Genomic DNA, 6,771 nt, shown 5'->3' with positions numbered 1-6,771 from the left:
ATTGCGAGTGATTTGTTTGCAAGAAACATCAATGCCAAAAAGATCCTTTGTAGCAGCAATGCGCGCAGCATCTCCATTTGCAACAGTTCCATCAAAGTCGAGAGCGACGATGAAATGCTTTGCAACATGTCTTGGTCTAAACAACATAGTTTGTGTATAACCAGACAATATTTATAAACACTCTTGCTCTTACTCCACCTATGAAATGGGCGGTTCTCTTTCTCCTTGCGCTTTCCCTTGTTGTAGCGCAGGAATGTATTCCTACTGAGCAGAGGGATTGTCCAAGCGTTGTGCAATGCGGTTGCGGCGGCACTTACAACCAATACTGGGAGACTTCTGGCTGTCCTCAAGGACAAGGGTACTGCGTGCAATCAACGCAATGTACGTATAATGATGAGCCTATTCCAACAAGTGAGACTTCTTGTACTGATGGTATTGATAATGATTGTAACGATCTTACGGATTGCGAAGAGCCTTCTTGTTCAACTAATGCGTATTGCATTGATGCTGATGGTGATGGGTTCTCACAAGCAGAGGATTGTAATGATAATGACGCGTCAATAAAACCTGGAGCACAAGAACTATGCGATAACCAAGACAATAATTGCAACGGCCAGGTTGATGAGACGTTCAACTTGCAAACAGATGTGAATAACTGCGGGCAGTGTAATAATAAAATCGTCATTCCTAATGCTATTCCCGCGTGTCAAAACGGGGTTGGAGTGATGCAATCCTGTATTCAAGGATATTATGATCTTGACAACAACCAAGTAAATGGTTGCGAATACGCGTGCACACCGTCAGGAGAAGAAATCTGTGATAACAAAGATAATGATTGTGATGGAAGTATAGATGAGGATCTTACCTGTACTCAAGAAGTGCTTGAACAATCAGGAGAAGAACAAGCTAACACTACGAGTAAAGAGATCACTACAAATCAAGAAATAAACAACACTCCTTCTTCTCTTCAACCTGTTGCAAAACTCACGTGTATCGACCAAGACGGTGATGGTTTTGGAGAGGGATGCCCTGCAGGGCCTGACTGTGATGATAACAACAAACAAATCTACCCCGGAGCACAAGAACTATGCGATAACAAGGATAATAATTGTAACAATCAGATTGACGAAGCGCTTACCAGGTCTTGCGGAATAGATATCGGCATCTGCCAAGTAGGACAAGAGATTTGCAGACAAGGAGAGTGGGTTGGCTGCACCGCAACACAACCCTTAGAAAAAGAAATTTGCTATGATCAGCTTGATAACACGTGTGATGGCCGGGTTGATGAGGGCTGTCCAAAGCTTAACAAAAAAGAACAATTCTTACAAACACTCAAAAAAGATTCTTTTGAAGATGCTCTTGCAAAGAACCGCGCAGAAGAAGGACGATTCTACCACGTAGAAACACAAGCAAAGATTATTGGTGATACTACGCGTGTTGAGATCAGTCTTATTCCTCACGAGAAAAAACTGCGCAACGCAGTTATTTACCACAAGATTCCAAAAGACGTTGCGCAATCAACTGATGACATCACGTTTCTTCACTCAAATGATGTTAAACTTGAGATTATTGAAAAAGATCCTGTTATTGCGTGGCACATCGCAGAAGTAGAGGAGAAAACAGTGATTGCGTATGAAGTGGAAGGCGCTATTGAAGATATTGAAGAAAAAGTTGTAAGTGTTGTAGAGGTTGAGAGTATTGAAGACAAAGAAAGCGCAACGTTTTTGGCACTTCTTCCACTTCTTCTCATACCTATTCTAGCACTTACGCTTATAGCTTTTGCAAAATTTGCACGAAAGCATTAATCGTGTCCCAGGATTTTTTTAATGTGTTCTAGTTGATCTTCAAAAAAATGCGCTGATGTTGAAAACGTGGTGATGCTACCTAATTCACAGTTCAGAGCGTTTTTGACATAGTTTTGAAGCACGAATAATTGGTACGTGTTTGCAGGCCAGCCAAAAAAGATATCTTGACTTCTAACAAATGCTGTTAAGAATAATTTGTTCTTTCTTAGTTTAAAATCAATTGCTATAAGTCCTGGAAGAACGGTGTTTTTTGTTTTTGCAGGATCCCATAAAATACAGGTTGCTTGTCTTGTAGCAGGGGATGCTTTGAGTTTTGGAATGACGTAGCCATCAATTTGGTTGGTTCCGTTAAAATCAAATAACGCTCTTGAATAAGAATAATCATACTCTTGGGAGTCTTGAGTGTTTAACATAGCATTTTGTAATTCATCTAAGGACGGGTAAATCCAGTGCGAAAAACTGGCAAGTTCCTTTGCTGGCTCATCAAATCCTTCTTCAACCTCTATTTTCAACCCTCTTACGTCAAAACTCATTCGTCCATGAGCGTCCTTGATTTTCTCTGCATGGTTCAAAAGGTATTGCAGTGCTGCAATCCAACCATCTTTTGCATTTGTTTTATGTATTTCCATTGTTAAGGTATGTTTGTAGATTCATGTGCATAGACTTGCTGTGAGTAAAATCAAAACAAAAGAAGGGAATTCTGTAGGTTATGAGCATAAAATTAACTTCTCGTACAATATCGCTACCCTTTGCATTTGCGCTGTGGTGTATTTTTAGTCGGTCCCCTCCTTTGAGTTGGTCAAAATACTTTTCTTTTTTCTCGAGAATAGCGATGTTTTCTTTAGAATAAAAATCTTCAATTCTCTTCATTACCATATCTCTTCCTGGAAGATCTGTTAATTTTGGAGTTTTGAAATGGGTACAAGCGCTTGCAAGAGATACTGCAAAGTGAAACGGCATACCACAGGATTGGTAAATAATATTTTGATTGTCTCTGAACTGTTTTACTTGTTTCCAAATATCTTCAAGCAAAACAAGCACTTCTTGAGAACTTAATCCTGTATTTTCATAATTCCAAAGGCGAAGATAGTTTTTACTAATGCAGAACACGTTTTTTGGAGGTGAGTGGTTTGTTAATTGTTTGAAGTATTCTCTTGCATGTTTTCTTTGCAGTCGGTTAATGCTAAAAAGTGTGCGAAGACAACTAAGAACAACCTCCTGAATTTTATAGGTTCTCGTTTCATATTCAAAGAATTTTTGCAAATCTATTAAGGCACTAGCATGGCCGATTGCAAGTGTTTTTAGTGCTTGATTGTTTTTACTCTTAAATTCTTCCCACTCCGACTCTGTTAGTGTATAAGGTCCTGCACGACCAATAAAGTAGGGCGGAGAGTGTAATACGTGATTTTTGAAGTAACAGGTAAGTCTTGAAGAAGAAAACAGTTCAAAAACACGCTCGAAGAAATTTGCGTGCTTATTCAGCGTTTTGTGGGTGAGGGAAAAGACGATTCTCAATTTTTTCGGACGAATTTTTGCGAAGATTTCTATGAACTGTTCTATGTTCTTTGTTTGCTCAGAGTGAAACTCCTCGGAGTTTAGAATGATGCAAACGCTTTTGTTCATACGAACACACGCAAGATCTATGGTTTCAACAAAGTCTGTTGCAAAGGTTAGGTCGTCTTGTAAGAGAAGTGTTTCAAAATTATGCAGTGCAAGAGAATCATTTACTTCAATAAGCAATTGTTCACATTCTTGCTGTACGCTTTTAAGACTTGAAAACGCATTACAAAATACAAGAACACTATTTAGTCTTGTTGTTAATAACTCGGGGTCAAAGAGGTGGATGATTGATTTTTGTTCGTATCCTTCAATGGTTGTGTTTGGAAAGGTATTCTTAGTTATGATGATGTGTTTTTTGTATCGTAACTCTTCTCCCGGATTTAAGTTTAAACTAAAATATTTTTTACCTTTGGCACCCTCTTTGCTGATTTTCAAGATGCCTTCATCAACAAATTTGTTCAAATGATACAATACTTTGCGTTGAAGCTGTGCTTTTTTTCGCTTCAACTGAGCGAGTTCTTGCTTACTTGCATAAGGGAGTTTTTGCAGGTTTGCTTCTGGAAAGAGAAGATGAACAATGCTGGTGGTAGAAAGATCTTGTTGTTCTTGTTCTTGAAATAAAGAGAGTATCCTTGCGTCAAGCTTTTGCATAGCTAGTAAAAGAATTACACTATTAAAAACCTTTTTGTTTCAGAAAAAACGCCTTTTTCAACCAACCAACCTACTTAATTTATAAATAGTTCAGAAAATTTCTGAAAAAAGCTGTTTTTATTAGCAAAGAAGGATTATATTTCAAAAAAATACTGAAACACTTGGGCTGAATATCAGGGGGTGGTGGGACCAGCGATTGACGTTTGCAGAAATAACAAAGGGGGTTGATATTCAGACTCGGAGGTGTTATGGTTATCAAAAAACGATTCAACAAAGAAAACAAAAAAAGATGTTTAGATGTTCTACATTTTGAAGAGAGAGTAAAAAATCTGAAAGACGTGTCTTATTTGAAGAGGATGAGTATGTATGTCTAAGTGCATATGTTGTACCTTAAATGAAAAAGAAGTGAAGACGCAAGTCATTAAAGAAGATCGCTGAATTGTTTATGTTAGCAGAGAATAACATACCATAGGAACTTTTAGTTTTGTATTAAAACGCCACACAGTAAGATTCTCAGAGGTAACTAGAGTTGAATTGTTAGAGTTCAATGCACTACAAAGAGGGGGAAATCAAGAAGGGGTGTTGCAGTTTCACCTGATGTGTATACTTATTTATGATGGAGAATTCTGTAACTCATCTGCATATACGAAATACCTTGATGTAAAGAAGATCGAAATAAAGAAGAAAGAGAGTGTGCAGATCAAGTTTTTACAAATGTACCTTATGGAGACTCTGTCCTGGAAACAATTGTTGTGAGTGATGAAAAAGTTTTACATTAAATAGTTAAAGATCTGCAAGAATGAAGAACATACCTGCACGAAAGCACTAACGCTTCTTCTTAGCACTAAGCGTTTTTCGCAACAACTGCAATTCCTTAAGCTGTTGCTCAGAAATATCCCTTAACAATTTTGTTTCTTTCTTGTGTTCTCTAATCTCTTCTTTTAGTTCTTCTTTAACGGTCTCATTAGAGTCGGTAAGGATAATCAAAAAAATCAAGAGCATCCATAAAAACGCTGCTTGTAGTAATGCCCAAGAGAGATGACCTTCTCCGGTGTAGAGTTTATTGATAAAAAAGAATCCTACAACGGTGACGAGAATGCCCACGAGAAGTAGAACTTTCTCAAAGAAATTAACTCGTCTCCAAAGACTTGCAAGGACCATTGTGCAAGAAGTAGTGCGTTTTCTTATTTAAACATGTTGCTTTTGCCACACTTCCCACACGAAGAGCAGTGCGCCGCCAACGTAGAACAGTGTGGTAATGATAAAAAACAGCGCGAAGTGAAGAGTTAGGAAGAAGTGTGCAAGAGGAATTGAGCGAAGAAGCGTGACGTAAAACGAGCTGATATCAAGAAAATACAATCCGATGTAATACAAGAAAAATCCTTGTACGAGCGCAAAGGTTACAAAACGAATGAGGCGAGGCCACATCTTTGCAAGGATGAAGGTCAACACTCCTATGAGCAAAGCGTAGAGAAGAGTAAACATACTTGCGTGAGGCTCTTGCGTGAGGATGTCAACACCAAGAAGCGCAAGGGTTGGATGTGCTACGCGTTGAAAGGCAAAGGCAGGGGATAAAAAGAACACGCTAACACTAGCAAAGAACACTGCTTTGAGCAAAGGGTTCACATCAAGTGTTCCGCGCTTGTACAAAAACCGCCAAATATAAGCAGGTCCTAAGAAGAGCAAGTACACAGCAATAACATTAAGGAGAAGCGTGAGTGTGAGGAGCAAAGGGTTTTGAGTGCTTGAGAGAACAATCAAGAAAAGTGGTGTGTGACCTTGTGCGGGAAGTTGTTCAAAGTAGAGCGCGTCACGAAGACCTAGCGTGTAGGGGATCAAAAAATTCGCAACATCTGTTAAGATGTGCAAAACTAACATGCCCACAATTCCAAGAACGAGCGTTGATCTTGATTTAAAGAGTGTGATGAATTTTTCATAAAATTCTTCACCCATATTTCCAACTTTATAGATGAAGGAATACGTGTTGAATTTCTTGTAATGTTTTACCCAGAAGAAGAGGTAGAAGAAAATTCCTGCAACTGCAAAGGTCGCATCAACTGCGATGGTAAGCCATTCCATTGCGAGATTGAATACGATGATGAAAAAAGAGAGGAGTACCAAGTAGATAATTACAAAGCGAGCAAAAGTGTGTTTTTTGCTTGGTTTTTGTGCCTCGTGCACAACTCCGATGAGAGAGTTTTCACCAAGTTTTTTTGGAGCAAGGCGCGCAGAAATACACAGCAACCACAAGAATCCTATGTATAATCCTAGTAGTTCAATTGTTGCTGCGTGTTTATGAAAGAGTATTAAGAACTGAGCTACGCCTTCACGAAGCAGGTTGCTTGAAGACGCGTCATGTGCGAGTTCTTTTAATGCAACAGAGGAAAACCCGCTAAGGTTTTTGAGGATGAGTAAAAAATTTGCAAAGATGATATGCACATCAAGACGCTTCTTGCGTCTTCCGAAAAGAATTCTGCTTGGAGATGCTTTGTAGAATAAATATCCAAGAGCAGTCCAAGAAATGATTTTTTTCAAGAAGTCAAGCTCAACGCTAAGCACCTCAAAAAAATCCCCTATTGCAAGTGCTATGAGGAGAAGAAGAATGACTTCTTCAACACCCATTTTGATTTTCGCCCAATCCATTACAAACAACTACCAAACCAATACAATACGACTTCGCACCTGCGAAAACGTAGTGTTGTATTTCGTCGTGTGGAACGAAGATTTCTTCGCCTTTTTTCACAACATTTAAAAA

The 6,771-nt window shown here is 38.8% G+C and carries 5 protein-coding genes; 1 reads left to right on the top strand and 4 read right to left on the bottom strand.

Annotated features, from left to right (window positions below; genetic code table 11):
* Window positions 1-200: 200 nt before the first annotated feature.
* Window positions 201-1,805: a hypothetical protein gene (locus tag D6774_00420; protein RME78688.1), complete on the top strand. Its 1,605-nt coding sequence runs from the start codon at window positions 201-203 to the stop codon at window positions 1,803-1,805.
* Here D6774_00420 and D6774_00415 read toward each other — a convergent pair.
* The 4 genes from D6774_00415 to D6774_00400 form a co-directional block, all read right to left on the bottom strand.
* Window positions 1,802-2,434, bottom strand: coding sequence for a hypothetical protein (locus D6774_00415; GenBank protein ID RME78687.1), 633 nt, complete (start codon window positions 2,432-2,434; stop codon window positions 1,802-1,804). The genes D6774_00420 and D6774_00415 overlap by 4 nt on opposite strands.
* Window positions 2,421-4,016 carry a hypothetical protein gene (locus D6774_00410; protein RME78686.1) on the bottom strand — a complete coding sequence of 532 codons (1,596 nt, stop codon included), beginning with the start codon at window positions 4,014-4,016 and terminating at the stop codon, window positions 2,421-2,423. Before D6774_00410 ends, D6774_00415 begins: the two co-directional genes overlap by 14 nt.
* An 825-nt stretch (window positions 4,017-4,841) precedes the next feature.
* Window positions 4,842-5,177: a hypothetical protein gene (locus D6774_00405; GenBank protein RME78685.1), complete on the bottom strand. Its 336-nt coding sequence runs from the start codon at window positions 5,175-5,177 to the stop codon at window positions 4,842-4,844.
* A 27-nt stretch (window positions 5,178-5,204) separates the two neighbouring features.
* Window positions 5,205-6,659 (bottom strand): hypothetical protein, encoded by a 1,455-nt coding sequence (locus D6774_00400; GenBank protein RME78684.1) that lies wholly within the window; start codon window positions 6,657-6,659, stop codon window positions 5,205-5,207.
* Window positions 6,660-6,771: the final 112 nt, after the last annotated feature.

It is taken from the genome of Candidatus Woesearchaeota archaeon (assembly GCA_003695435.1).
In the GTDB taxonomy this organism is placed as follows: Archaea; Nanobdellota; Nanobdellia; order Woesearchaeales; family UBA11576; genus J101.
Note: the sequence above shows the minus strand (reverse complement) of the source record. Positions and strands in the feature narration are given on the sequence as shown.

Bases quoted from the DNA above. Each gene is read 5' to 3' on its own strand.
- D6774_00410 (RME78686.1), bottom strand. From the start codon at position 4,016: ATGCAAAAGCTTGACGCAAGGATACTCTCTTTATTTCAAGAACAAGAA.
- D6774_00415 (RME78687.1), bottom strand. From the start codon at position 2,434: ATGGAAATACATAAAACAAATGCAAAAGATGGTTGGATTGCAGCACTG.
- D6774_00400 (RME78684.1), bottom strand. From the start codon at position 6,659: ATGGATTGGGCGAAAATCAAAATGGGTGTTGAAGAAGTCATTCTTCTT.
- D6774_00405 (RME78685.1), bottom strand. From the start codon at position 5,177: ATGGTCCTTGCAAGTCTTTGGAGACGAGTTAATTTCTTTGAGAAAGTT.
- D6774_00420 (RME78688.1), top strand. From the start codon at position 201: ATGAAATGGGCGGTTCTCTTTCTCCTTGCGCTTTCCCTTGTTGTAGCG.